The sequence below is a fragment of the Mesorhizobium sp. M0938 genome, assembly GCF_040319125.1.
Lineage (GTDB): Bacteria > Pseudomonadota > Alphaproteobacteria > Rhizobiales > Rhizobiaceae > Mesorhizobium > Mesorhizobium robiniae.
The window spans coordinates 396,495-421,338 of the sequence record NZ_JAMYNS010000005.1 but is presented as its reverse complement, the minus strand read 5'-3'; the positions used below and the strand labels follow the sequence as shown (position 1 = coordinate 421,338).

General features: G+C 62.7%; 26 protein-coding genes. 15 read left to right on the top strand and 11 right to left on the bottom strand.

Features of this window, described 5'->3' with window-relative positions; all coding sequences use genetic code 11:
- The first annotated feature begins 24 nt into the window (after nucleotides 1-24).
- Together NKH73_RS11925 and NKH73_RS11920 are read left to right on the top strand one after the other, a co-directional pair.
- Nucleotides 25-858: an ABC transporter permease gene (locus NKH73_RS11925; RefSeq protein ID WP_352931479.1), complete on the top strand. Its 834-nt coding sequence runs from the start codon at nucleotides 25-27 to the stop codon at nucleotides 856-858.
- Nucleotides 858-1,664, top strand: coding sequence for an ABC transporter permease (locus NKH73_RS11920; protein ID WP_352931478.1), 807 nt, complete (start codon nucleotides 858-860; stop codon nucleotides 1,662-1,664). Before NKH73_RS11925 ends, NKH73_RS11920 begins: the two co-directional genes overlap by 1 nt.
- Before the next feature lie 36 nt (nucleotides 1,665-1,700).
- On the opposite strand, the gene NKH73_RS11915 is transcribed toward NKH73_RS11920, so the two are convergent.
- The 6 genes from NKH73_RS11915 to NKH73_RS11890 form a co-directional block, all read right to left on the bottom strand.
- A complete protein-coding gene (locus NKH73_RS11915) occupies nucleotides 1,701-2,390 on the bottom strand; it encodes a hypothetical protein (protein ID WP_352931476.1) in 690 nt (229 codons plus the stop codon).
- An 18-nt stretch (nucleotides 2,391-2,408) separates the two neighbouring features.
- Nucleotides 2,409-2,888, bottom strand: coding sequence for a hypothetical protein (locus NKH73_RS11910; protein ID WP_352931474.1), 480 nt, complete (start codon nucleotides 2,886-2,888; stop codon nucleotides 2,409-2,411).
- A 321-nt stretch (nucleotides 2,889-3,209) separates the two neighbouring features.
- The gene (locus tag NKH73_RS11905) at nucleotides 3,210-3,998 is read right to left on the bottom strand and encodes a 2-keto-4-pentenoate hydratase (RefSeq protein WP_352931472.1); all 789 of its coding nucleotides are present in this window, start codon (nucleotides 3,996-3,998) and stop codon (nucleotides 3,210-3,212) included.
- Nucleotides 3,999-4,187: 189 nt separating this feature from the next.
- Nucleotides 4,188-5,267, bottom strand: a complete 1,080-nt coding sequence (locus NKH73_RS11900) for a glycosyltransferase family 2 protein (RefSeq protein ID WP_352931470.1) — start codon at nucleotides 5,265-5,267, stop codon at nucleotides 4,188-4,190.
- 78 nt (nucleotides 5,268-5,345) lie between these two features.
- On the bottom strand, nucleotides 5,346-5,612 hold the full coding sequence (locus tag NKH73_RS11895) for a hypothetical protein (RefSeq protein WP_352931468.1): 267 nt from the start codon (nucleotides 5,610-5,612) through the stop codon (nucleotides 5,346-5,348).
- Nucleotides 5,613-5,759: 147 nt separating this feature from the next.
- Nucleotides 5,760-7,091 carry a dicarboxylate/amino acid:cation symporter gene (locus tag NKH73_RS11890; RefSeq protein ID WP_502893899.1) on the bottom strand — a complete coding sequence of 444 codons (1,332 nt, stop codon included), beginning with the start codon at nucleotides 7,089-7,091 and terminating at the stop codon, nucleotides 5,760-5,762.
- 241 nt (nucleotides 7,092-7,332) lie between these two features.
- On the opposite strand from NKH73_RS11890, the gene NKH73_RS11885 reads away from it, so the two are divergent.
- From NKH73_RS11885 to NKH73_RS11870, 4 genes are all read left to right on the top strand, one after another.
- The gene (locus tag NKH73_RS11885; RefSeq protein ID WP_352931464.1) at nucleotides 7,333-9,189 is read left to right on the top strand and encodes a sensor histidine kinase; all 1,857 of its coding nucleotides are present in this window, start codon (nucleotides 7,333-7,335) and stop codon (nucleotides 9,187-9,189) included.
- Nucleotides 9,190-9,202: 13 nt separating this feature from the next.
- Nucleotides 9,203-10,561, top strand: coding sequence for a sigma-54-dependent transcriptional regulator (locus tag NKH73_RS11880; RefSeq protein WP_352931462.1), 1,359 nt, complete (start codon nucleotides 9,203-9,205; stop codon nucleotides 10,559-10,561).
- A gap of 124 nt (nucleotides 10,562-10,685) precedes the next feature.
- Nucleotides 10,686-11,891, top strand: coding sequence for a tetratricopeptide repeat protein (locus NKH73_RS11875; RefSeq protein ID WP_352931460.1), 1,206 nt, complete (start codon nucleotides 10,686-10,688; stop codon nucleotides 11,889-11,891).
- 217 nt (nucleotides 11,892-12,108) lie between these two features.
- Nucleotides 12,109-12,834: a 3-keto-5-aminohexanoate cleavage protein gene (locus NKH73_RS11870; RefSeq protein ID WP_352931458.1), complete on the top strand. Its 726-nt coding sequence runs from the start codon at nucleotides 12,109-12,111 to the stop codon at nucleotides 12,832-12,834.
- A 50-nt stretch (nucleotides 12,835-12,884) separates the two neighbouring features.
- Here NKH73_RS11870 and NKH73_RS11865 read toward each other — a convergent pair whose 3' ends face one another.
- Nucleotides 12,885-13,715: an NAD(P)H-dependent oxidoreductase gene (locus tag NKH73_RS11865; protein WP_352931457.1), complete on the bottom strand. Its 831-nt coding sequence runs from the start codon at nucleotides 13,713-13,715 to the stop codon at nucleotides 12,885-12,887.
- A gap of 93 nt (nucleotides 13,716-13,808) precedes the next feature.
- On the opposite strand from NKH73_RS11865, the gene NKH73_RS11860 reads away from it, so the two are divergent.
- The 7 genes from NKH73_RS11860 (at nucleotide 13,809) to NKH73_RS11830 (ending at nucleotide 19,647) form a co-directional block, all read left to right on the top strand.
- Nucleotides 13,809-14,732: a LysR family transcriptional regulator gene (locus tag NKH73_RS11860; RefSeq protein WP_352931455.1), complete on the top strand. Its 924-nt coding sequence runs from the start codon at nucleotides 13,809-13,811 to the stop codon at nucleotides 14,730-14,732.
- A 146-nt stretch (nucleotides 14,733-14,878) separates the two neighbouring features.
- Nucleotides 14,879-15,400: an Lrp/AsnC family transcriptional regulator gene (locus tag NKH73_RS11855; RefSeq protein WP_292402594.1), complete on the top strand. Its 522-nt coding sequence runs from the start codon at nucleotides 14,879-14,881 to the stop codon at nucleotides 15,398-15,400.
- The gene (locus tag NKH73_RS11850) at nucleotides 15,397-16,560 is read left to right on the top strand and encodes a saccharopine dehydrogenase family protein (RefSeq protein ID WP_352931452.1); all 1,164 of its coding nucleotides are present in this window, start codon (nucleotides 15,397-15,399) and stop codon (nucleotides 16,558-16,560) included. The genes NKH73_RS11855 and NKH73_RS11850 overlap by 4 nt, the downstream gene beginning before the upstream one ends.
- A gap of 103 nt (nucleotides 16,561-16,663) precedes the next feature.
- Nucleotides 16,664-17,470, top strand: coding sequence for an ABC transporter substrate-binding protein (locus NKH73_RS11845; protein WP_502893898.1), 807 nt, complete (start codon nucleotides 16,664-16,666; stop codon nucleotides 17,468-17,470).
- 76 nt (nucleotides 17,471-17,546) lie between these two features.
- A complete protein-coding gene (locus tag NKH73_RS11840) occupies nucleotides 17,547-18,218 on the top strand; it encodes an amino acid ABC transporter permease (protein WP_352931451.1) in 672 nt (223 codons plus the stop codon).
- Complete coding sequence (locus NKH73_RS11835; RefSeq protein WP_352931449.1) at nucleotides 18,215-18,889, top strand: amino acid ABC transporter permease; 675 nt, start codon at nucleotides 18,215-18,217, stop codon at nucleotides 18,887-18,889. Before NKH73_RS11840 ends, NKH73_RS11835 begins: the two co-directional genes overlap by 4 nt.
- Before the next feature lie 29 nt (nucleotides 18,890-18,918).
- Nucleotides 18,919-19,647, top strand: coding sequence for an amino acid ABC transporter ATP-binding protein (locus NKH73_RS11830; RefSeq protein WP_352931446.1), 729 nt, complete (start codon nucleotides 18,919-18,921; stop codon nucleotides 19,645-19,647).
- 32 nt (nucleotides 19,648-19,679) lie between these two features.
- Here the strand turns inward: NKH73_RS11830 and NKH73_RS11825 are convergent, their stop codons facing one another.
- Nucleotides 19,680-20,681, bottom strand: coding sequence for an NADP-dependent oxidoreductase (locus tag NKH73_RS11825; protein WP_352931444.1), 1,002 nt, complete (start codon nucleotides 20,679-20,681; stop codon nucleotides 19,680-19,682).
- A 121-nt stretch (nucleotides 20,682-20,802) separates the two neighbouring features.
- Entirely contained in the window at nucleotides 20,803-21,618 is an 816-nt protein-coding gene (locus NKH73_RS11820; protein ID WP_352931442.1) for an oxidoreductase, read from the bottom strand.
- Between the two features lie 125 nt (nucleotides 21,619-21,743).
- Here NKH73_RS11820 and NKH73_RS11815 point away from each other — a divergent pair, with 125 nt between their 5' ends.
- Complete coding sequence (locus NKH73_RS11815; protein ID WP_352931440.1) at nucleotides 21,744-22,346, top strand: TetR/AcrR family transcriptional regulator; 603 nt, start codon at nucleotides 21,744-21,746, stop codon at nucleotides 22,344-22,346.
- Nucleotides 22,343-23,209, top strand: coding sequence for an alpha/beta fold hydrolase (locus tag NKH73_RS11810; protein ID WP_352931438.1), 867 nt, complete (start codon nucleotides 22,343-22,345; stop codon nucleotides 23,207-23,209). The genes NKH73_RS11815 and NKH73_RS11810 overlap by 4 nt, the downstream gene beginning before the upstream one ends.
- 123 nt (nucleotides 23,210-23,332) lie before the next feature.
- Here NKH73_RS11810 and NKH73_RS11805 read toward each other — a convergent pair whose 3' ends face one another.
- Nucleotides 23,333-23,734: a GFA family protein gene (locus NKH73_RS11805; protein ID WP_352931436.1), complete on the bottom strand. Its 402-nt coding sequence runs from the start codon at nucleotides 23,732-23,734 to the stop codon at nucleotides 23,333-23,335.
- Nucleotides 23,735-23,759: 25 nt separating this feature from the next.
- Nucleotides 23,760-24,818: a Gfo/Idh/MocA family protein gene (locus NKH73_RS11800; RefSeq protein ID WP_352931434.1), complete on the bottom strand. Its 1,059-nt coding sequence runs from the start codon at nucleotides 24,816-24,818 to the stop codon at nucleotides 23,760-23,762.
- Nucleotides 24,819-24,844 lie beyond the last annotated feature (26 nt).

Genomic DNA, 24,844 nt, shown 5'->3' with positions numbered 1-24,844 from the left:
TCGACCGGGATAACCGGGGCTGAGATGAAAGCATATCTCTCCGACAGGATGGGCGCGGCGCTGTTGATGGCGCCGCTGCTCCTGTTCCTCGTGCTGGCCTATGCCTGGCCATTCCTGGGCGTCGTCAGATGGAGCTTCACCCTGCCCGAGCCGGGGCTCGGGCAGTATGGCACGCTGCTAAGCGACCCGCTGGTTCAGTCGGTGTTCATCCGCACGCTGCGCATCGCTGCAATCGTCACGGTTATCTCGGTTGCCGCCGCCTATGCCATCACCGTGGTGTGGGTGCGCGGCACGCCAGCGCAACGCGTGGTCGCCGAGTTCTGCATCCTGGTGCCGTTCTGGATTTCGGTGCTGACGCGCGCCTTCGGCTGGGTGGCACTGCTTTCCAATCGCGGCCTGTTCAACACCTGGCTGCAGGCGATCGGCTTCATCTCGGAACCGCTGACGCTTGTGCGCAACGAGTTCGGCGTCATCGTCGGCATGACGCATTTCCTCATTCCTTTCGCGGTGTTTCCGCTGGCGTCTTCGATGCGCAGCCTCGACGACCGTGTGCTGCTGGCGGCGCGCGGCCTCGGCTCCAGCCGCATGCGCACCTTCTGGTCCGTCTTCGTGCCGATGACCCGCTCCGGCATCATCGGCTCGGCGCTCATCGTCTTCGTGTTTTCGCTCGGCTTCTTCGTGACGCCGGCGATCCTCGGCGGTGGCCGCAGCGTGATGATCGCCGAGCTGATTTACCTCCGCATCTTCCAGAGCCCGGACTGGGGCCTGGGTGCGGCGATCAGCGTGGTGCTGGTGCTGTTCGTCGGCGCGCTGATGGCGCTGCTGTTCCGCTATATCAGACCGAAGCAGATGATCTGATGCCGACCTACCGCCCCGGCCCCGTGTCGCTGATCCTCGCCGCCCTGGTTGCGCTGTTCCTGCTGTTGCCGCTGCTCGCGGTCATCCCGGTGTCGCTGACGCCGACCCGCATGCTGGCGATGCCATCAGGCGAATTGTCGCTGCGCCACTATCGGGCGCTGATCGAGGATCCGCGCTGGATCCAGTCGATCCTGCTCTCGATCCGGATCGGCGTCGTCAGCAGCGCGTTCTCGACCGTGCTGGCGCTTTGCTTCAGCCTCGGCGTCTGGATGTTCCAGCCGCGCTTCACCGCCGCACTGGTCGGCTTCGTGCTGTTGCCGATGGTGGTGCCGCCGGTGGTCTCGGCAATCACGCTCTACTTCCTGCTGACCTCGATCTCCGGCGCCAGCTCGGTCTTCGGCTACGACACCTGGCTCGGCGTCGCCATGGCGCATGCGGTGATGACGGTGCCCTTTGCCACGGTGCTGATCCTGGTCTCGCTCAGCCAGCTCGACCGACGCATCGACCTTGCCGCGCGCGGCCTCGGCGCCACGGTGTGGGAACGCGCCACCCGCATCATCATGCCCAACATCAAATTCGGCATCGTCACCGCCGCCCTTTTGTCCTTCGTGCTGTCCTGGGAAGAGATCGGCGTCACCCTGTTCATCACCTCGGTCAACGCCATAACGTTGCCCAGGCTGATGTGGATGGGCCTGCGCGACAACATCGACCCGGCGATCGCAGCACTCTCGGTGATCCTGATCATCATCACGGTGCTGGTGCTTGTGGTGCGCAGTGTTGTGGTCAGACTGCGCGGGGGGCAGTGAAGGTAAAGTGTTGCCTTTGTTTTAGACGCTTCGAAGCTACGATCTGTCCCGGTTTACCTTGATAGTGTCATAGATATATCTCGGCCTTGATTCATCGCGCTCTCGCTGCCACGCTTCGAGTTGAGGAAGGAATGGCGTAATCACGGCAATGAGGGTCTGTACCAGCTTCCGAAATTCCAAAGCTTCTCCAACAGTTATCGGTCGCCGTGAGTGAACGGCTGCATTTCGAGTACTTCGAATCTTCACAAAGAGGTCTGCGACGTCCTCGCCGTTGACATTCTCAACCTCAAGCCCGCGAAACATATATCCCGGTGGGATTGGTAACCGCCTTCCAGTCTTTGAGTCCACAAACAGCTTTTCCAGTTCTTGATATGCATTCAGAATTGCGGCTTCAGGAAACTTTTGTGCTAATTCGAGAAAGGGATCATTTTTCGTTTCTTCTGCTAGAGCAGCCTGCGCGAAAGACGGAACATCTTGCGCGATCTCCTTTGCCTCTTCCAATTGCTCGCTAAACGTCGCAGCAATCCCCGCAGGCCCGCTCACTGCCTTCACGCGTCCCACGAGCCGCACCAACTGTTTGCGGAATACCAAGAGGACGACCACGATCGCAACCGGCCACGCGATCGAGCCGATGACATTCGCCCCAATCGTTAGATAGTCTATGATGGGATCCGCCGGCGGTGTGGGAGGCGGTTCAGGCGTGCTGCCGAAGCGGAGTTCGAACATTTCTTCTACTTCCACCAATCAAAAATGAACGACGCAATAAGCGAAGCCAAGATGCCGAGGCAAAACGAGAAACCCCGTTCGAACCATCTCTGCGAACGCGTAGGAACTTGAAAAAGCTTTTTGCATTGCTCGCGTATCAAGACTCGCGAGCGTTCTGATTGCTGACAGTTCGCTAGTAGCGACGGTTTTTTCGTCTAGCGCGTTGGCTACGGCAACAGTGAGCGCCTCTAATTCACTCTTTTGCCGGTTTGCCTGTGTTGAAAGGTCTTCAATTGCGCCAAGAGCGTCGGCGAGGTTTTGTCGCGCTTGGTCTATCTTCAACAGGCGTTCGTCAACAGACGTTTCGCTGTCATCCAGCATTTTGGCTAAGTCGAATTTCCCGATCGTGGTTGGAAAACCCAAATCGCGTAAATATGAAATAATAACTTTTCCGAAAGCGCCAGAAAACGCCGAACCGGCGGCAGCCACCGTTGATAAAATATCAGGTCCAATGCTCATTTGCTAATGCCCCAGCGATAGCCAAACCACGGCTACGATATACGAGACAGCCATCATTCCATACGCGGTTTGGAGGAGATTGGTTTTTGGTCGTCCTTGAAATTGGGATGACCTTTCATTTATTCCATGAGTACGTGTCTAGCCCGACACGAGTTGGATCGAATTCGACAAATTTGTTTCCGAGTCCGGAAATTTTGTTGGTCTGGGCGGTCAATGCTCCAAGGCCGAAGGATGCGATGAGATAGCCTACAAAGGCGATGAAACATGCCAGCGGCAAGAGAGCCAGCGGATCGCTTTCGTCGGTATACAGCGCCGGGCGCCTTAGACAAAACTCACCGAGACGCGGCCAAACCTGCCTAAATCGCCAGTGACTTCATCACCGGCCTCGACGCTTATCGGCGTCACGCAGGTGCCGGTTATCACCACCTGTCCCGGCTGGAGTGCTATGCCCAAGCCCGACAGTTCATTGACGATCCATGTGAGCGCAATCCGAGGATCGCCCAACACAGCTGCCCCCATTCCCTGGTGCTGCGACTTCCCAGAAACGAAAGCGACCACCGGGTGCTTCGCGAGATCTACATCGCGCCAATCGTCTTCTACAGCTTGGCCGATGACGAACAGATTGGCACAGGCGTTGTCCGCTATGAGTTGCGCAGCCCCGACTGCGCAGAAATCGTCATATCGTGAGTCCGGTATTTCGATCGCAGGGTGCAAGGTCGCTACGGCGTCCATCACTTCAGCGATTTCATAGGGTGCTGGACGAGGCGGCAGTTGGCGGCCGAAACGGAAAGCGAATTCGATCTCGGCCACGCGCATCTTGCTCGTCGCCAGGGAAATGGCCCCGCCGACCTCAATCTCCTTTTCGGCCAACAGACGCCCGGCCATCGGGCCGTCGACGTTGATGTGCCTTTGTCCGGCCAGACTGGTTGCGGCGATCTTCCAGCCGAAAAGCGGAGCCACTGAGCGATCCATCACATGCGACTGGATGGCGTAACCTTCGATTCGTGTTCGTGGCCGCAACTCCTGGGGTATGGCGTCGAGACGGGTGCCCTTGTCCCAATGACTTACCAACAACTGCGACGCAGCCCTGGCCTTTTCTGGATCGAGCATCGTCAGCCCCGGAAATCAAAGAAGACGCCCCGCTGCCCGTCGCTTCGTGGATCAGGAGCCGCCAAGGAACATTCCGCTAGTGGACCCCGTCCACACATTGGGCAAGATAGGTGACCCGGAATCGAGAGTCCACATTGCTCGAATAGCCCGCGCCTAGAAGCACTAGTTGAAGCGATTCTTGCCGTCGCCCTACCCCATGGCGTGGCGGATAGTCTTGGACAGACGGCTCAGGAATGCCGGTCTCGACGATGCGTCGAGCTTCCACGACAGCACTGCCGTCGCCATTTTCCGCGGCAACACCCCGACCGACAGGAACCAGGCGGCAAGGACGGCACGCCGGCGCAGAGACGCTGACATTTCGAGGCTGGCGACGGCGCCCGCCGCCCCGAGCGCCAGCCGGGAATCGTCGGCCACAGGGTGCTGGCGCCTGTCTGCGCAGAGCGACGCCAGCCGCTCTTCCAGGTGAACCGGATCGTGGCGGACAGCTTCTGACGGCACGATGGTCAGGCCGATCCCGGAGGCCTGGTCCGACAGCGCCTGCATGCGGCGGAAATCGTGGGTTACCCGCCAGCGTGCCCGCTCGGCGAGCTTTTCACCGAACACCGAATGGTTGGCGCCGTGGATCCGGTAGGCGCCTAAGCATTCGTCGATGGACTGGACGTGCCCGTACATTGGCGCCAGCGTTGCAAGATAGCCATCGGCGCCCTGGCGGAACTCCAGCTCCGGAATCGGCATGATCGATTCCAGGGTTGCGCGGTCAAAGGCCAGCCCGCTGGTCACGGTTGTCTGATAGCGGCCCTTGTGAAGCAGTTTCGGCATGACGTCGCCGCTATCGAAGGGCAGTTCGGGCGGTGGAAAGACATCCTTGATGCCTTCTTGCTTGGTGCCTTGTCGTTCGTCGACGATATGCAGCCTGGATTGCACCTGGGCGGTTGCCGCGTCCCAGGTGTCCACAATCGTCGAGACGGCGGTTGGATACAGATAATCGTCGGCGTCGAGGAAGAGGACTATCTTGCCCGAACTTGCCGCAAAGCCGGTGTTGAAGGCGGCGGCATGCCCGCCATTTTTCTCGCGCGGGCAGGCAAGGATCCTGTCGCCATAGGATTTCATGATTGTCGTCGAATCGTCCTGCGAGGCATCGTCGACGACGATGACCTCGACATCCGCGTAGTCCTGCTCCAGCGCACTGTCGATGCTGCGTTTGAGGAACCGCGCGTAATTGTAGTTCGGGATGACAATGGATACCGGAATCCTCGGGACGGACTGCATCGCGTTTGACCTCGCATCTTGCTTTGGTTTCGGCAAGGGCCCGCTCACGGGCCTGCCCCCTCTTCAAGCGCCCCCTCTTCAAGTGCCCGACGAGTTCCTGAGAGAAAGCCTGCGCCTTCCGTCAGGAGACGGGTCACGTCTCTTGCGACTTCGTACCGAGGCCGCCATGCCTTCGAGGGCTGCCGCCTTGGTCAGGTCGGCGGCAGCAAAAGCTCCGGCGGTTCGGCCGGTCGCAGCCGAGCCCGACGGAAATGTCTCGCCTTCGGTCGCGATCAGGTCGGGATCGAAGTGGACGGGCGCCTTGAAGACATGGCGGATACTGGCCTTCAAATACGGCTGGAACAAGCCCCGCGCCGAGAACAAGACTCACAAGCCTGTTACATCTGAGGCAGCGCGGCGGCGTGGGCAATCGCAGATGTTGGAGATTGGCGGCGGCTAGCCCGAAGCCGGCGGCCAGCCGGCTTCGGGCTATGAACCATGCAGCCTGAACGCTCAGGCTGGCTGCAGCCCGGGCAGCGACAGGTCGACTTCCTCGGGCAAGTCGCCGGCCATCGCGGCAGCGAACTTGGTCTGGTCGAGTTCCCCTTCCCAGCGCGCCACGACCACGGTCGCCACCGCGTTGCCGACGAAGTTGGTCAGCGCCCGGCATTCCGACATGAAGCGGTCGACGCCGAGGATCAGCGCCATGCCGGCAACCGGCACCGTGGGTACGACCGAGAGCGTCGCGGCCAGCGTGATGAAGCCGGCGCCGGTGATGCCGGCGGCACCCTTGGAGCTCAGCATGGCGACGGCGAGCAGCAGGATCTGGTCGCCGAAGGTGAGCGGCGTATCGGTCGCCTGCGCGATGAACAGCGCGGCCAGCGTCATGTAGATGTTGGTGCCGTCGAGGTTGAAGGAGTAGCCGGTCGGGATGACCAGCCCGACCACCGAGCGGTTGCAACCGGCACGCTCCATCTTGGCCATCAGGCCCGGCAGTGCCGCTTCCGAGGACGAGGTGCCGAGCACCAGCAGCAGCTCTTCCTTGACGTAGCGGATCAGCGCCAGGATCGAGAAGCCGTTGTAGCGGGCAACGGCGCCAAGCACCACCAGCACGAACAGCAGCGCGGTCAGGTAGAATGTGCCGATCAGCATGGCGAGGTTGGCGATCGAGCCGATCCCGTATTTGCCTATGGTGAAGGCCATCGCGCCGAAGGCGCCGATGGGTGCCGCCTTCATCAGGATGGCGACGAGGCGGAAGATCGGCGTGGTCAGCGCCTGCAGGAAATCGACGACCGGACGGCCGCGATCGCCGACCATGGCCAAGGCCATGCCGAACAGGACCGAAAAGAACAGCACCTGCAGTATGTCGCCCTTCGCGAAAGCGCCGGTGATGGTGTCGGGGATGATGTTCATCAGGAAGCCGACGATGGTGGTGTCATGCGCCTTCTCGGCGTAGCCCGTCACCTTCGTGGCGTCGAGCGTGGCCGGATTGATGTGCATGCCGGCGCCGGGCTGGACGACATTGGAGACGACGAGACCGACGACAAGCGCCAGCGTCGAGAATGCCAGGAAGTAGATCATCGCCTTGCCGGCAACGCGGCCCACCTTCTGCAGGTCGGAAACGCCGGCGATGCCGGTCGCCACCGTCAGGAAGATCACCGGCGCGATCACCATCTTCACCAGCTTGATGAAGGCGTCGCCGAACGGCTTCATCGCCTCACCGGTTTCGGGATAGAAATGGCCGAGAAGCACGCCGGCGGCGATCGCCGCCAGCACCTGCACATAGAGATGCCGGTAGAAGGGAAGTTTGCCGCGCGGCTCGGCGGCAGCGAATGCTGTCTGCATGACGTCCTCCATTGTGCTCCGATCGAAAGCTCGACCTCCCGGAGCAATTGCATTGACCACCCCCAGCAGCCTCACGACCGCTGAATTCGTGTCTGCAACTGCCGTGCCAAGTGCGCGTAAAAGAGGCAACACTTTGATTTTATTTAATATTCAAGAACTCACCAGGTCGCTTCGCACACAGAAAGTGCGGATATTCGCATAGCCGAATTGTGCTTTGTGCGAAAACATGCACAAATGGGTGATGCTGCAACGCCCCGCCGCCGCCTTGTCGACGCCCGAGCAACTCGGCAGGCGGGCGCGCCGTGCATGGCTGCTGTTTGCGGCCATCGCCCTTGCGATCGCCACGGCCGCACTTTACGGCGCCGGCCTCTATGGCCGCACCGCCGAGGTCGGCACGCTGGCGGCGCAAGGCCGCACCGACGCCAATCTGAAGGTCGCGCTGCTGCGCGCCGTGCTGGAAAGCCCCCGCGCCCTGCCCCTGCTTTTGTCGGAAGACCAGCAGGTGCGCGACGCGCTGGCACAGAAAAGCACTGCGGCGGTCGATGTGCTGAACCGCAAGCTCGACGGGCTGGTCTCCGGCACCAAGGCTTCGGTGCTCTATGTCATCGGCACCGACGGGCTGGCGATCGCCTCAAGCAACTGGCGCGAGCCGATCAGCTTCGTCGGCAACGACTACCGGTTCCGCGATTATTTCTCCGGTGCGATGCAGGCCGGAACTGCCGAATATTTCGCGCTCGGCAATGTCAGCAAACGCCCCGGCCTCTACATCTCGCGCCGCGTCGGCGATGCTGCCGTCCCGCTCGGCGTCGTCGTCGTCAAGGCTGAGTTCGACCAACTCGAAGCCGACTGGCACGAGGCGAACCGCCCGGCCTATGTCAGCGACGAGAATGGCGTCGTCCTGATCACCAGCGTGCCGTCCTGGCGCTTCATGACGACGACTCCGCTGGCTGGCCCGGAGCTTGCCGCCATCCAGGACAGCCAGCAGTTCGGCGACGCACCGCTGATGCCGCTGCCGATCACGCGCCCCCAGGCACTCAGCCCGGATCTATCGATCGTCCACGCGGTGACGCCCGGCGGCAGCGACGCGGAATATCTCAGGCTTTCAACGCCAGTCCCTTCGACCCCCTGGCGGCTCGACTATCTCGTTCCGGCTGAAGCGCCGATCGCCGCAGCGGTTCGTGAAATGCGGCTCCTTGCCCTCGGCGTCATTGTACCGTTGCTCGGCCTTGCCGCGTATCTGTTGTGGCGCCGGCAGTCGGGGCACATGCGGATCGCCGCCGAACAGGCGGCGCGCACCGAGCTCGAACGCCGTGTCGTCGAACGGACCGAGGATCTGAGCCGCGCCCGCGACCGGCTACAGGCCGAGATATCAGGTCACCGCAGCACCGAAGCCAAGCTGCAGGTGGTGCAGCAGGATCTGGTCCAGGCCAACCGCCTTGCGATCCTCGGCCAAGTCGCCGCCGGCGTCGCCCATGAGATCAACCAGCCGGTCGCCACCATCCGCGCCTATGCTGACAATGCCCGCATCTTCCTCGACCGCAAGCAGACTTCGCCGGTCGAGGAAAACCTCGGCGCCATCGCAGCACTTACCGAGCGTATCGGCACCATCACCGAAGAATTGAAGGCATTTGCCCGCAAGGGCCGCACCGCCGCCGAGCCTGTCGAATTGCGCGGCGTCATCGAGGGCGCCGTCGTGCTCTTGAAAAGCCGCTTCTCCGGCCGGCTCGACGCACTGGCCATCGACCTGCCACCGCCGAGCCTCAAAGTGATGGGCAACCGGGTCCGGCTCGAACAGGTGCTGATCAACCTCTTCCAGAACGCGCTGGAAGCGCTGGAAGGCTGCGACGACGCCCGGGTGCAGGTTTCGGTCGAAGACACGGCGGACGGCGTGACGGTCGGCGTGTCCGACAACGGACCGGGCATTCCGCCAGGGATTCTCAGATCGCTGTTCACGCCCTTCAACACCTCCAAGGAAAAAGGGCTCGGCCTTGGCCTCGTCATATCGAAAGATATCGTCGCCGATTATGGCGGACGCATCGAGGTTTCGAGCGACGAGAACGGCACCCGCTTCACCATCCATCTTTCAAAAGCAGTGTAATGGCCAAGGCAGCATGATCAACGACGACGCAGCGCCGGTCATCCTGATCGATGACGACAGCGATCTCCTCAAGGCCACCGCGCAGACGCTGGAGCTTGCCGGCTTTTCGGTCTCCGCTTTTTCGGTGGCGGCCGAGGCCCTGGCCAGGCTCGACGCCGGTTTTGGCGGCGTGGTGGTATCGGATATCCGCATGCCTGAGATCGACGGCTTGCTGCTTTTCGACCGCATCCTGCGGCTGGATGCGGGCATTCCGGTCATCCTCGTCACCGGGCATGGCGACATTGCCATGGCGGTCAAGGCGATCAAGGACGGTGCCTACGACTTCATCACAAAACCCTTCGCCGCCGACCGGCTGGTGCAGAGCGTGCGCCGCGCGGCGGAAAAGCGCCGCCTGGTGATGGAGAACCGCGCCTTGCGCGAGGCGGCCGGAGAGGCGCAGGACGGCTTGCCGCTGATCGGCCAGACGCCGGCGATGGAAAGGCTGCGCCGCACGCTGCGGCAGATCGCCGACACCGATGTCGACGTACTGGTGACCGGCGAAACCGGTTCCGGCAAGGAAGTGGTGGCGAGCCTCTTGCATCGCTGGAGCCGCCGCGCCAGGGGTAATTTCGTTGCGCTGAATTGCGGCACGCTGCCGGAGACGGTCATCGAGAGCGAATTGTTCGGCCACGAGGCCGGCGCCTTCACCGGCGCGCAGAAGAAGCGGATCGGCCGCATCGAGCACGCCAGCGGCGGCACGCTGTTCCTCGACGAGATCGAAAGCATGCCGGTCTCGACGCAGGTGCAGATGCTGCGCGTGCTGGAGATGCGCGAGGTCACCCCGCTCGGCACCAACGAAATGCGGCCGGTCGACCTGCGTGTGGTTGCGGCCGCCAAGGTCGATCTCGGCGATCCGCGCCAGCGCGGCACGTTCCGCGAGGACCTCTACTACCGGCTCAACGTGGTGACGATCTCCATCCCGCCGCTGCGCGAGCGCCGCGACGACGTCGCCCTGCTGTTCTTCTATTTCGCCGAGCGCGCCGCCGCCCGTTTCCGGCGTCCTGTGCCGACGGTGCCGGCCGCGGTGCACCGCCATCTCAGGGAGCATGACTGGCCGGGTAATGTGCGCGAACTCGCGCATTTCGCCGAGCGGCTTGTGCTTGGATTGGAGGAAGACACTGGAACACCATCCCCCGCCGCCCCAGCCCAGCCGGATGCCGCCATGAAACTGCCGGAGCGGCTGGAGCGCTACGAGGCCGACATTATCCGCGAGACGCTTGGCCGCAACGAGGGCGACGTCAGGCGCACGATCGAAGCGCTGGGGATTCCGCGCAAGACCTTTTACGACAAGCTGCAGCGCCACGGCATCGTGCGCAGCGAGTTTTCGAGGTAGAGGGGTGCCGGCAGGCGGGCGCTGCCCCAGGGGAGCGGCCAGATCATCCCTGCCCGTTCGGCGCCACTCGATGACCGGTTCACGGGCGCAACCAGTGATTGCTCTCTGAAATCGGTTGATTAGAATGCGGCCACGCGTCGCTTGCGGCGCCAGGGCTTCGATTGGTGGGGTGGTGAAATTGGTTCGAGTGTGGCTCAAGTCTTCGGGGTGGGCGCTGACCGCCGCAATCGTCCTGACGGTTTCGACCTTCCCGGCCTTCGCAGCCAGCAGCGATTGCGTCAGCGATGACGAGGTCGAACCGACCGTGCGGATGGCCGCCTGCACGCGCATGATCGAGGATACGACGGAGCCGGCCGACGATCGACAAACCGCGTATGGCAAGCGTGGCAACGCTCTGGTGGAACTTGGTGACCACGACCGCGCCATGGCCGATTTTGATCAGGCGATCAGCCTCGATCCGAACCAGGCCAGAGGCTACAATGGTCGAGGCTGGGTCTGGTTCAGCAGGGGCGACTATGACCGCGCTATCGCAGACTACAACACGGCGATCAAGCTCGAACCGAAAAAAGCCGCGATCTATGTCAATCGAGGACTTGTCTGGAAAAGCAAGGGCGACCTCGACCGTGCTATGGCCGATTTTGACCAGGCGATCCGTCTCGATCCGAAGCTCGCCAGTGCCTACATCGGTAGAGGCATAGCGGCGGCCGGCAACGGGGACTTTGACTGGGCCATCGCCGACTATAGTCAAGCGATTGCCCTCGATCCCAAGAATACGCTCGCATATTCTAACCGAGGCCTCTCTTGGGCCGCCAAGGGCAACGAGGCGCTTGCGATAGCCGATTGCTCACACGCAATCAGCCTCAGCCCGAACGTCGGCCACACCTATGGAGACCGGGGGCTCGTGGAGTTGCTTTTCGGCTCGCTTGCGAAAGCACAGGCCGACATCGAGAAAGCTGCGGCGCTCGAGCCTGGAAATGCCTACGTCGCGATTTGGAGACACATCCTGGAGCGCAGCAGCCGCGATGACGGCCATTTGCGTGAAGCAGCCAAGACGCTCGACATGACGAACTGGCCGGCACCGGTGGTAGATATGTTTCTTGGTGAACAAACCCCCGCCGAGGTACTGGCAGCGGCTGGCGGAGCGAGCATGGCCACGAAAATCGTACAGCGCTGTGAGGCGAATTTTTTCGTCGCCGAGTTCAACCGACTACAGGGACACAACGAAGGCGCATTGCCGCTTTACCGGCGCGCGGCCAGCGAATGCCCTCAGGACCACATCGAGCGCCATCTCGCCGCCGCCAGATTACGTGCGCTGGACGTTATGCCGTGACAGAAGAATGAGTCCCAGCCGAGACTTGGGATCGGAAAGACAGACGCATCTCCTGCAAGGCGCGCAAGCGCATTGAAGTCCGGGCCGTGGTGCTTGCCCGGCACATTCTGTCACATTGGTTCAGGCTTGGCCGCCCATCTGTCAGGATGATCGCGCGACCAATTACAGTCTTCGCGGCCCTGCGCTAGACTGAGCAACCGCAACCGGGCGCACGTCCATGATTGTCCAAACCTGCATCAATGGCGCGCGCAGCGCCGATTTCCATCCGCAGCTGCCACTCGATCCTGAAGCCATGGCGCGTGACGGCGCGTCCTGCGTGGCCGCCGGTGCGGCCGAGCTGCATATCCATACACGCGGGCTCGACGGCCGCGAAAGCCTTGCCCTGGCGACGATGGACCGGACCGTGTTGGCGCTGCGCCGCGCCTGCCCGGGAACGCTGATTGGCGTGTCGACCGGCGCGTGGATCGAGAATGATGACGAGCGCACACTTGCCGCGATCGCCGGCTGGAGCGAATTGCCCGACTATGCGTCGGTCAATCTGAGCGAGAAGGCCGCGCCCGAGATCATGCAAAGCCTGCGGCAGCGCGGCATCGGAATCGAGGCCGGGCTCGCCTCCGTCGCTGATGCCGAGCGCCTGGTCCGCCTTGACCATGGCAACCAGGTGCTGCGCATCCTGATCGAGATTTCCGAGCAGGAATTGGACGAGGCGCTGGAAGCCTGCGACGGCATCGCCGCCGTGCTCGACCGCGCCGGACTGCGTCGCGCCATCCTGCTGCACGGCGCCGACGCCACGGTGTGGCCGTTCGTGCACCGGGCGGCGGAACGCAACTGGTCGACGCGCGTCGGGCTGGAAGACGGCAAGGCGCTTCCGGACGGCACTACGGCATCAGGCAATGCCGCGCTGACGGCTGCTGCGGTTGCGATCTTCCGGGCCGGTCGTTGATTCATCCCGTAGGTTTCGGGCGCCTTGCCCGATCTTCTCAGGATGCTGCGTCAGGCCACGTCCCGCAAAGTCGAACGCGGCGTCGCCAATTTCGCGGTTGCGCGATCCTCGTGAAGCGCGAACCCTGCGGCGCCCGGGTCGCCCAGTTCAGAGCGGAGCTGCATGCTCGGGATGTGGTAGTCGCCGCCATTCTGCTGCCGATAGGGAATCGGTCGGGTTGTCTCGAGCGTCCGCATCCTTTCGCGCAGCCGCTCCGCGACAGGTTCGAAATCGGCCTGGCCAAAACGATCCACTCTGTAGACGACGAAAGGCGGAAGCACGTCGTAGCCCGGATAGTAAAGGATCCCGTGATTGATCGGGAACAGCAGGTCGTCGATCGGGCCGTTGACGCCGCGGGCGGAATAATGCTCCTCCCAGCCGCCGGCGGTCACGATCAGCATCGCGCGCTTGCCGGCGAGCGTTCCCTCGCCAAAGCGGTCACCCCACCGCTTGTCGCTGTGCTCGCCGACGCCATAGGCGAAGCCGTAGGCGTACACCCGGTCGACCCAGCCCTTGAGGATCGCCGGCATGGCGTACCACCACAGCGGGAACTGGAGGATCAGCGTGTCGGCCCACAGCAGCTTGTCGATCTCCGCTTTAACGTCGCCGGTCAATGTATTGGTCGCAAAAGCTTTTTTGGAGGCCCCGGCCGGCAGGAAGCGTTCTTCGGGCGGCCACGACGGAAAGTCGGCACGGTCCACCGCGGCTTTCCAGCCATCGGCATAGAGGTCCGATATCTGCACCTCGTGGCCCTGGGCCTCGAGTTCCCTGATGGCGACGTCACGCAGTGCTCCGTTGAGCGAACGTGGTTCAGGATGGGCAAAAACAAGCAGGACTTTCATGGGTCAACTCCGAAGGAAGGACGATTGGTGCAAAGGTAGCTAGCCCCGGGCTGATCCGCTATATCCAGGTAATGCATAAGATTAAGCCGAATAATGGATAAATCCGACGTCACGCTTGAGCGCATGCGCACCTTCGTTCGCGTCGCCGAGCGCGGCAGCCTCTCGGCGGTGGCGCGAGAGCTCGGCGTTGGGCAATCGACGGTCACACGGCATCTGCGGGAGCTCGAGGAGGCCATCGGCGTGCCCTTGCTCAGCAGGACCACCCGGCGTGTCACGATGACCGATGAAGGCAGCCGTTACTACGCCGACAGCATCCAGATTCTGCGCCTCGTCGAGCAGGCCGGCGATGAGGCACGGGGCACGCGCGGCGCGTCGGCCGGCACGATCCGGATATCCTGCACGGCGGCGCTCGGGGTCTTGCACGTCAGCCGCCTGATCTTCGCCTTCCAGGACCGCTATCCCGACATCGGGATCGATCTCAGCCTCACCGACGAGCGCATCGACCTTGTGCGGGAGGGCGTCGATATCGCGCTTCGCCTCGGTCCGCTCACCGACAGCTCGATGAAGCTGCGGGCGCTCGGCCAGTCCCGACGTCTGCTGGTCGCGGCGCCCGCCTATCTGGCGGCGCGGGGCAGACCGGCTGTTCCGCAGGATCTGCCTGGCCATGAAGGCATCCGGATGTCGAACATCGCGGGAAGCGAGACGCTCGCCCTGCAGGGGCCGGGCGGCGAACGCCAGGCGGTGCCCTTCGCCGGTCGATTCCGGGTCGACCATGGGCTCGCCGCGCGCGAGGCCCTTATCGCCGGACGCGGTATCGCGCCCGCCCATCACTGGCTTGTCGACGATCTTCTGGCAGCCGGCCGGCTGGAAGTGGTCTTGCCGGACTATTCCCCACCTCCCGTGCCGTTGAGCATGCTGATCGTCCCGGAGCGCGTGGGCATTGCCCGGGTCCGGTTGCTGGTCGACTTTCTCGCCGAACGGATCGGCGGCATTCCGGGGATCGAGAAGCTGCGCTAGGCGGCATGCCGCCTTCCGGGACACACCGTTCGGCCTTGTTGACATGTGGCCGAACGCTCTTGCGATTTCAAAAGATACACCCTAAGCTGTTTTCATATCAGAAAGAAAACTCCATAAATTCTTTCTATTTATGAAAGCCTGAGCATTTGCGGGAGCATCTCGATCAGACCGACCGGCGACTGGTCAAGCTGCTGTCGCAGGATGCGCAGCTTGGCGTCAATCGGCTCGCAGAGAAGATGGCCGTGTCGGTGCCAACGGTGCGCATGCGGCTGCGCAACCTGCTCGACCGTAACCTGCTCAAGATCGTCGGGCTGCTCAACCTGACCGAGCGCCCCGAACTGATCTCTGCCATCGTCGGCATCAATGCGCAGGGCCGCGGGCGCGCCCGGGAGCTGGCGCAGCGCATCTGCGAACTGCCTTTCGTCAACTCGGCCTCCGTCGTCACCGGACGCTTCGATATCATCGTCGACGTGACGGTAGCCGGCGATGTCGCCGATCTTTACCGCGTCACCAGCGAGCTGATCCCCGGCGCGGGCGAGCCAGGCGAAGTCGTGCGCAGCGAGACCTTCGTCGTCATGGCCTCCTGCAACAAATGGGTCAGCCTGCCGGAAGGCTGCTGGTCAGACGAGACCAAGCGCGACGAAACTGGGCGAAAGGAAATGGCATGAAGATCGCGGTTCTCGGCGGCCTCGGCCTGCAAGGCCGGGCGGCGATCGCCGATCTCGTCGCCAGCGCCGGTGTCGAAGAAGTCGTCTGCGTCGATACCGCAGCGGACGGTGCGGCCCGACTTGGCGGCCTGACCGACATTGCCCGCGTGCGTTTCGTCGTGCCCGAAGGCGCGATCGGTCCAGTATTGGCGGAGGTGCTGACGGGTGTCGACGCCGCCATCGACCTGTTGCCGCAGCCGCTGATGCGCGAGGCGGTGCTGGCGGCGATCGCGACGCGCACGCCGCTGGTCACCACCAATTACGGCAAGACGATCGCCGACCTGGCACCGGCCGCGGAAAAGGCCGGCGTCTCGATCATGACCGAATGCGGGCTCGACCCCGGCATCGACCTCGTGCTCTACGCGCGCGCTGCAAGGCAGTTCGACGCCATCACGACAATCGATTCCTATTGTGGCGGCATCCCCGAACCGAAGGCGATGGCCAAGCCGCTGTGCTACAAGGTGAGCTGGAACTTCGACATGGTTCTGGTGAGCCAGAACCGCGACAGCGTGCTGGTCGAGGACGGCAAACGGGTGGAGGTGCCGGCCAGCCGCCAGCACGACAATCCGTTCATCCATCAGATCGAGGTCGAGGGGCTGGGCAGACTGGAAGCCTTCCCCAATGGCGACGCGCCGCATTATGCCGGCATGCTTGCCGCCGCCAAGGGGCTGCAGCGCTCCGGCCGCTATTCGCTGCGCTGGCCGGGCTGGTCGGCGTTCTGGGCGCCGCTGAAGGAGCTTGGCTTCCTTTCCGAAGACAAGGTGCCCGGGGTTGGCGCCAGTCCACGTGAGTTTCTCGGCCGGCTGCTCGGCCCGCAGCTGCAATATGGCGCCGACGAAAAGGACCTTTGCGTGATGCGCAACGTCTTCACCGGCACCCAAGGCGGTCGCCGCAAGACGGTGACGTCGGACCTGATCATCGAACGCGATCTGGCCTCCGGCCTGTTCGGCATGAGCCTCGGCGTCGGCTATCCCGCCAGCATTGTGGCGCAGATGCTGGCGCAGGGCGAAATCACAGAATCCGGCCTGCTCAACCCGCTGCTGCATGTGCCCGACGGCCGCTTCCTCGATGAACTGGCCCGGCGCGGTATACGGGTATCCGAAACGACCAGCTGGGATTGAAGGATTTTCGAACGGTGGCCGCCGGCAACGGCGCTGCCGCTCAAAAAGCACCCCAAGGGGTGGAACAACAAAGTGGAACAACGACAACAAGGAGGAATGCCCAATGAAGCCAATGAAGATTGCGAAGATTGCCAAGCTTTTCATCGCAGGCCTTGCGCTCGCCGGCCTCACGGCCGCCGCCAGCGCCGGAACGCTCGACGAGATCACCAAGCGCGGCGAATTGCGCGTCGCCGTGCAGACGCAGGGACCGCCCTTCTCGCTGGTCGGCGCTGCCGGCGAACGCACCGGCAGTTCGGTCGAGCTTGCCGAACTGATGGCCAAGGAAATGGGCGTCAAGATCACCTTCCTCGATTTCGACTGGGACGGGCTGATCCCGGCGCTGCTGTCGGGCAAGGCCGATCTTCTGGTCGCCGACATGACGCCGACGCTGGCTCGGGCGATGAAGGTCGCGTTCACCAAGCCTTATATGTACACGGGCAGCACGGTCTTCACCAAGGCCGACGGCAAGTTCAAATCCACCGAGGACTGCAAGGCCAAGGGCACCAAGATCGCCGTGTTGCTCGGCGCCACCGGCGAGAAGGAGGCCAAGAAGGCCTTCCCCGACGCCGACATCAAGAGCTACAAGGGCGGCGGTCCGCTGCTGCTCGACGCCGTCAACAACGGCCAGGCCGATTGCGGCGTCAACGACGTCTCGGCGGTCAAGGGTCAGTCGACCGCCTATCCGGCCGGCAGCTTCACCATCATGCCGGACATGTTGTCGAAGGAGCCGCTGGCCTTCGCCACGCGCTATGACGAGCAGGATCTGCTGACCTGGATGAACCTGTTCCTCGACCAGGTCAGCCTCGACGGCCGCCTGCAGAAGAACCTCGACTACTGGGTCAACTCCGACGACTGGAAGAAAGACCACTAAGCAGCGGTGGACCGGGCGGTTCGCAACCGGCGCGAACCGCCCGGCTTTCTTCGCTGCTTAAGGAACTAATCCAGCGATGCTCGAAAATTTCAGCTCCCGCACCATCGTCGAATATCTGCCTTTGTTCGGGCAGGGACTCGTCACGACCGTGTGGCTGTCTGTCCTCTCCTTTGCTGGCGCGCTCGCCGTCGGCATCGTGCTCGCCGCCATGAACCTGCAGCGCGGACGGCTGTTCCGCATCCCGGCCAAGGCCTATATCGACGCTGTGCGCGCCACCCCTTTGCTGGCGCAGCTTTATTTCCTCTATTTCGGCCTGCCCCGGCTCGGCATCATCCTGCCTGAGCTCGTCGTCGGTATCCTCGCTCTGTCGCTGAACAGCGGCGCTTACGTCGCCGAGATCATCCGCGCCGGCATCCTGTCGATACCGCGCGGCCAGGTCGAAGCCGGCGTCGCCTCGGGAATGACCTATGTCCAGCGCATGCGCCTGGTCATCCTGCCGCAGGCGTTCAAGGTGACGATCCCGCCGCTGCTCGGACAGGCGATCGTGCTGGTCAAGGATTCGGCTCTGCTGTCGCTGATCGCGGTCGCCGAACTGACGCGCGCCGGGCAATTGCTCGCCTCCGACCGCTTCATGCCGGCGGAAGGCTTTATCACCATCGCCGCCTTCTACCTTCTGCTCTATTACGGGCTGAAGGGGATGGCGGCGCTGTCCGGGCGCTGGCTCGGCCTAGCGGGGGCACGGACATGATCTGGCAGCAACTGCAAAGCCTCGCCGGCAGCTATCCCCTCGCCTTGCGCGGCCTCGGCATGACCGTGATGCTGTCGCTGATCAGCCTGGTACTGGGCACGCTGATCGGCTTTGGCCTCGGCATCCTGCGGACCGGCGGCAACCGGCTGATCAGCGGCGCGATCGGCGCCTGGGTCGACCTGATCCGCGGCACGCCGTTCCTGGTCCAGATCTTCCTGATCTTCTTCATCCTGCCGGAGCTCGGCATCGAGTTGGACGCCTTCACCGCCGGCATCATCGCGCTGACCAATCTGGCCGCCTGCTTCATCTGCGAGATCGTCGTCGCCGGCATCCGCTCGGTGCCATCAGGCCAGGTCGAGGCGGCGCTGGCGTCCGGCCTGTCGCGCTGGCAGCGCCTGCGCCAGGTGGTGCTGCCGCAGGCGATGCGCATCGTGCTGCCGCCGCTGGTCGGGCAATATGTGCTGCTGATCAAGGATTCCTCGGTCGTTTCGGCCATCGGCCTGACCGACCTCACCCGCGTCGGCTGGCTGGTGGTGCAGCGTGTGCCGAACGGGCTGCTGGTCTTCTTCCTCGTCGGCCTCGGCTATTTCATCGTCTGCTATCCGCTGATCATGCTGGCCCGCCGGCTGGAGCAGCGCATGGGTGCGGCCCATGGCGAGGTGCAGTTATGACGTCGAACCGCAGCAAAAATGGTACCGGCATGATCGAGTTTCGCGGCGTCAACAAATGGTTCGGCCCGCTCAATGTGCTGAAGGACATCACGCTCAGCGTCGAGCCGCGCGAGGTGGTCGTCGTCTGCGGCCCGAGCGGCTCGGGCAAAAGCACCTTGATCCGCTGCATCAACGGCCTGGAGACGATCCGCGACGGCGACCTGGTGGTCGACGGCCAGCGCCTCGGCGACCCCGCCACCAACATGACGCGGCTGCGCACCGAGATCGGCTTCGTCTTCCAGTCCTTCAACCTCTATCCCCACAAGACCGCGCTCGAGAACGTGACGCTGGCGCCGATCCATGTGCGCAAGATTCCGCGCGCTGAAGCCGAGAAGGCCGGGCGCGAGCTGCTTGCCAAGGTCGGCCTTGCCGACAAGGTGAATGCCTATCCGGCGCAGCTCTCCGGCGGCCAGCAGCAGCGCGTGGCGATCGCCCGCTGCCTTGGCATGCGCCCCAAGATCATGCTGTTCGACGAGCCGACCTCGGCGCTCGATCCCGAGATGATTTCGGAAGTGCTCGACGTCATGGTCGCGGTGGCCGAGGAAGGCATGACCATGATGGTGGTGACCCACGAGATGGGCTTTGCCCGCAATGTCGCGCAGCGCGTGGTGTTCATGGACGCCGGCGCCATCGTCGAGAGCGGCACCCCGGACGAGTTCTTCTCGCATCCCAAGACCGACCGCAGCCGCGCTTTCCTGAGCAAGATCCTGCGGCATTAGGATTGTCGGAAGCGAAGGTCGTCGCCGCCAAGCTATTTGACCTTGATGACAACCTTGCCCTTGGCGCGGCCCTGCTCGATGTAGGCCAAGGCCTCATTGGTCAGCTCAAACGAGAAGACGCGATCTATGACCGGGCGGATATCGCCCGACTCGATCAGAGACGTGATGTTGGTCAACTGCGCCCCATTGGCGGCCATGAACAGGAACGAATATCGGACATCTGCGCGTTTGGCCCGTCTCCTGATGCCGGCGCTCAAAAGGCGTATAACCAGTTTCAGCACCATGTTCAGGCCCTTCTCCCTGGCAAACCCTGGATCGGGCGGACCGGAGATCGAAACGGCGAGGCCACCGGGCTTTAACACACGCAGCGATTTTTCGAGCGTCTTGTTGTCCTGGCTGTTCAGGACGACGTCGTAGCCCGAAAGGACCTTCTCGAAGTCATCCTTCTTGTAGTCGATGATGACGTCGGCGCCCAATTTCCTGACCATGTCCATGTTCGACGCGCTTGTCGTCGTGGCGACCGTCGCGCCGAGGTGCTTTGCCAACTGAATGGCGAATGTCCCCACCCCGCCTGAGCCGGCCTGAATGAAGACCTTCTCTCCTTTCTTCAGCTTCGCCCCTTCGACCAGCACCTGCCAGGCGGTCAGCCCCACCAGTGGAATGGACGCAGCCTCTTCCATGCTGAGGTTCTTCGGCTTCAGGGCCACGTCCGCATCATCAATGGCGATGTACTCGGCGAAAGCCCCGATCCGACCGTCCCGCGGTCGCGCATAGACCTCGTCGCCCGGTTTGAACCGTCGGACCTTCGAGCCGACGCGAATGACCGTTCCGGCCACGTCATGGCCTGCAACGAAGGGCCGGCGATAGGGCAGGATGAGCTTGAATTCTCCGTCCCTGATCTTGGAGTCCAGCAGATTGAGGCTGGCGGCATGGATCTGCACCAGCACGTCATTCTCACCGACTTCCGGCTCCGGAACCTCTCCAAGCCGCAGGGGAGCGTTCTTTGCGTATCGATCGACGATGAAGGCCTTCATGATTTTATCTCGTACTTTTCCGATGGCGACCTGACGGTTGCGGCCCGTCCTGCCGCGCCGTAATGCGCGAAAGCCTGCCGCCACCAAAACCATTTAGCCTGCTTCAGATCGGTAGCCTGCTTCAGACCGGCAGTTCGTTGATCTTCCGCAGGCTCTTGTCGACCATGGATTCGGGGAGGAAGCGGCGCAGGAACCGAACCTGGCTAGCCTGTTTTCCAGCGGTGTAGCGCCTGCGCGGTGTTACATCCGTCGCGGCTTTCACCACCGTACTTGCGACAATGTCGGGGGCATCGCCGCCTTCTACCCACTTCCGCATCAACGCTTCCATGCGAGGGCGCACCGAATCATAGACGGGAAGCAGCCGATCAGGTTTCGTGACATTCTCTTCGAACGACGTGCGGGTAACGCCGGGCTCGACCAGCACCACCCGAATTCCGAATGTGCGCAGCTCGTGGTCGAGCGATTCGGAATAGCCTTCGATGGCATGCTTCGTCGATGCATACAGTGCGTTAAAGGGAGACGGGATCAGACCCAGAATCGAACTCATGTTGATGATCCTGCCCTTTCCTTGACGTCGCATGATCGGTAACACCGCGTTCGTCACCCGGAGGACGCCGAAAACGTTCACATCGAACAGCGCGTGAGCTTGGGCGGTTGAGGATTCCTCCGCACCTCCGAGCAACCCGATGCCGGCATTGTTGACGAGCAGGTCAATCCGCCCGGCCTTGGCCAGCACCTCATCGACCAGTTTTGCCACGGAGGCCTCGTCGGTCACATCGCAGGTCAGCATGGTAACGCCGTCGGATCCTTCGGCGACAGCGCGACGGCTGGTTCCAAAGACGCGAAAGCCGGCAACCTGCAGAGCTCTGGCCGTTGCCCGTCCGATGCCCGTGGACGCTCCTGTGACGAGCGCCACGCCACGATCGGTTTTGGTCATTTTCGTTTTTCCTTCTCTTGGGGTGGAATGCTGCCGAAAGGGGCTAGCTAATTTCCGCCGATTGACTTACGATCATAATACAATATTATGAGTATAATGCAATAGCCTATCGAAGGAGAAAGACCATGCGCTACGAGAAGGGCAGGAAGAACGCGTCGCGGCAGCGGATTATGGATGTGGCGACCGAACGGTTTCGTTCCGATGGCATCGCTGCATCAGGTCTCGCCGGTATCATGAGCGAGGCGGGGCTGACCAACGGAGCCTTCTATCCCCATTTTCCGTCCAAGGCGGCGCTTGTGCGTGAGAGCGTTGCGGCCGCCCTGGAGGTTCAGGCGATCCAGATTCAGGAGCTATTGGCCGCCGGTGGCCCGTCAATGGCCATCGACGCGTATCTCTCGGCGGAACATCGAGACAATCCAGGCAAAGGTTGCGCTTCAGCCGCGCTGTTGCCCGAAATTGCGCGTGAGCCGGTCGAGACGCGTGAGGTTTACGCCGAACACCTGCTCAAGCTCGTGCGCCAGGTGGCGGCCGAACTTACGCCCGACGCCCGCGACCCCGAAGATGTTGCGTTCGGTGTCTTCGCGACCCTGATCGGCACGCTTGAGCTGTCGCGCGCAGTGAACGGAACCGAACTGTCCGATCGCATTCTTGAGGCAGGCGCGGTAGCGGCGAAGGCGCTGCTCCAGCCCCGCGAGAACGGCAAGCCCGCGGAAAGGAAATCCTCATGAACGTGCACCAGCTATCGCGACCTGCCGCGATCTTCAAACACAGGGACGTGCCGACGAAAACGGTCGACGTCGGCGGCACGAAGTTCGCGTACCGGGAGCTCGGGCCTATAACCGGGGTACCGGTGATCTTCCTCACCCATCTGAGTGCGGTTCTCGACAATTGGGATCCCCGGGTCGTCGATGGCATTGCCGCAAAGCGGCGAGTCATCACCTTCGACAACCGTGGTGTTGGTGCATCAGGCGGCTCTACTCCCAACACGGTGGAGGCGATGGCCCGCGACGCGATCGCCTTCATCCGGGCCCTCGGTTTCGAGCAGGTCGATCTGCTCGGCCTATCTCTTGGCGGCTTCATCGCCCAGGCGATTGTTCAACTGGAGCCTGATCTGGTTCGCAAGATCATCCTCGCGGGAACCGGCCCAGCCGGGGGTACCGGCATCGACCGGGTGGCGTTCGTCACCATCTTCGACATGATCCGCGCCGCGCTGACCATCAAGGACCCAAAGAACTACCTCTTCTTCACCCAAAGCCCCAACGGCAAGAAGGCGGCGCGCGAGTTTCTGCAGCGATTGAACGAACGGACCAATGACCGCGACAAGCCCATCGCGCTCGGCGCCTTCAACCAGCAGCTCAAGGCAGTCCGTGCCTTTGGCCGGGAGCGCCCTGCCGACCTATCGCGTATCCGCCACCCGGTGCTCGTGGTGAATGGCGACCACGACAGAATGGTGCCCACCAGCAATTCCGTCGACCTGGCTCGGCGCATTCCCAATGCCGAGCTGGTTCTATACGAGGACGGCGGGCATACCGCCATTTTCCAGTATCACGGCGCCTTCGTGGAAAAGGCCCTGGATTTCCTCGAGGCCTAGCGCATCGGCCCAATCGGAATCGATTTCGAAAAGCACGATGCGCGGATTCGAAGTGCTAGAGCGTACTTTTGTTCGTTCAAGTGGACGCACGTCGCTCTCTCAGCCTGCCCGCGGCCGGCGTCATCAGTCGAACGTCGCCAGAGGCTCAGTGCGGACCTCGACCCACTGGCAGCGCCGGCTCTCGTGATAGAAGGACAGGAAGGGCGGCGGGAACGATGGGTCGGCGAAAGCGCCCGCCGGGATGGCGACCAGACCGGGCTGCGTGTCAATCCGGTAGTGGACGGAGGTGCCGCAATCCGGGCAGAAGCTGTAGATGACGCGGCCGCCCTCGTCGCCAAGGCGCGTGAACTCTGCCGAGCGTCCCTGGATCGACACATTATTCTCCGCAAACCGCGCGTTGAAGCTGAACGCGCTGCCCGTGCGCCGCTTGCAGGCCAGGCAATGGCAGACGGAGACGCGTACTGGCTCGCCCGAACAGGTGGCTGACAGCTGACCGCAGGAACATTCGGCGCGGCGCGTGACCATGGTTGGACCCTTTCAGCGAACGACATCAATGGGTTTCGGCATGGGCTCTGAGCTCTGCCCGCTTCTCGTCGGAGACGACGGCAAGGTCGAGCACCTTCTGCAATTCGGCCGCATGGCGGAACGACGGCTCGGCCTGAACGCCGCTGCGCACCGCATCGACAAAGCGCTGGTAGTTGGTCGGCACCGTTCCGGCATCGACGACCTGCCATTTGGCGTTCTCGATGTTCTCGCCGATGCACACTTTCAGCTCCGAGCCGTTCAGATTGTGCACGACTTCGATGCCGCCCTTGTCGCCATAGATGCGCAGCCTGAGTTCGTTGAGATGGCCGGTCGCCCAGCGGCTGGCGTGCACCATGCCGATCGCGCCGTTGGAGAAATCCAGCGCCATGGCGAAACTGTCATTGGCGTCGAGCTCGTATTCGCCGATCCGGTTGCCGGGCGCCTTGTCGAAGGTTCTCAGCCGGCAGAACACATGATCGATGTCGAGTGCGGCGCCATAGCTGGCGAAATCGAGGATGTGGATGCCGACATCGCCCAGCACGCCATTGGAGCCGTGGCCGCGTGACAGCCGCCACAGCCATTTCGGATCGGTGCGCCAGTCGCCCCAGAATTTGGAGACCAGCCAGCTCTGCAGATAGGACGCTTCGACGTGCCTGACCTGACCGATTTCGCTGGCAAGCACCATGGCGCGCGCCTTCTGCAGCGGGGCGACGTTGCGATAGGTCAGGTTGACCATGTTGATGATGCCGGCTTGCTCGGCGGTATCGGCCATTTCGTTGGCTCTCTGGTAATTTTCGGCCAGCGGTTTTTCGCAGAGCACCGGCTTGCGCGCCGCGACCAGCATCATGGTGGTCGGATGGTGGATGCGATCCGGCGTCACGTTCGCCACCGCGTCGAACTTGTCCCATGCGAGCGCGTCTTCCAGCGACGCGAACCGGTTGGGGATGTTGTTGATTTCCGAAAACTTGTCGACACGCTTGCGGTCGACATCGACGGCGCCGACCAGTTCGACGCCTTCGATCTTACCGAACTGCCTGGCGTGCTCCTCCGCCATCCAGCCGGTGCCGAGTATCAACAGACGCATGATTCTTATCCTTAGGATTGGGCTTT